The 471-nt window shown below is 74.9% G+C and carries 1 protein-coding gene; it reads right to left on the bottom strand.

Annotated elements, in window-relative coordinates; all coding sequences use genetic code 11:
- On the bottom strand, positions 1-471 hold a 471-nt coding region (locus tag GTP90_RS36070), incomplete at both ends, for a sensor histidine kinase (RefSeq protein WP_503826782.1).

Genomic DNA, 471 nt, shown 5'->3' with positions numbered 1-471 from the left:
CCTCGGCCTGGGCCGTGATGGCGCTGGCCGCCACCCGGGCGTTGCCCAGCGGCGTGTTGAGCTCGTGCGCCATGCCGACCACCATGCGCGACAGGCCCAGCTGCTTCTCCTGCTGCATCAGCGCCCGCATCGCGTGGCCCAGCGCGTCGGTGCGCTCGCGCACCTGCTGCTCGAGGCGGTCGTGCGCGGCCTGCAGCGCCCGCTCGGCGGCCTGGCGCACCGCCACCTCGCGCTGCAGCGTGGCCAGCGCCTCGCCCAGTTCCTGATTGCGCTGCATCAGCGAGTTCTCCAGCACCGTGCCATGCTGCGCCAGCAGGGCGTTCTGGTGCTGCAGCTGCGGGCGCTCCATGACCGCGCTCAGCGTCTCGCCCAGCGCGGCGCACAGCGCGCGCTTCTGGCCGCGCTCGGCCGCCACCTGGCCGATGGCGGCCTGCAGCGCCGCCTCCATGTGGCCCCAGCGGCGGCCGTAGC

The organism is Duganella vulcania, from assembly GCF_009857655.1.
Classification (GTDB): domain Bacteria; phylum Pseudomonadota; class Gammaproteobacteria; order Burkholderiales; family Burkholderiaceae_D; genus Rugamonas; species Rugamonas vulcania.
Note: the sequence above shows the minus strand (reverse complement) of the source record. Positions and strands in the feature narration are given on the sequence as shown.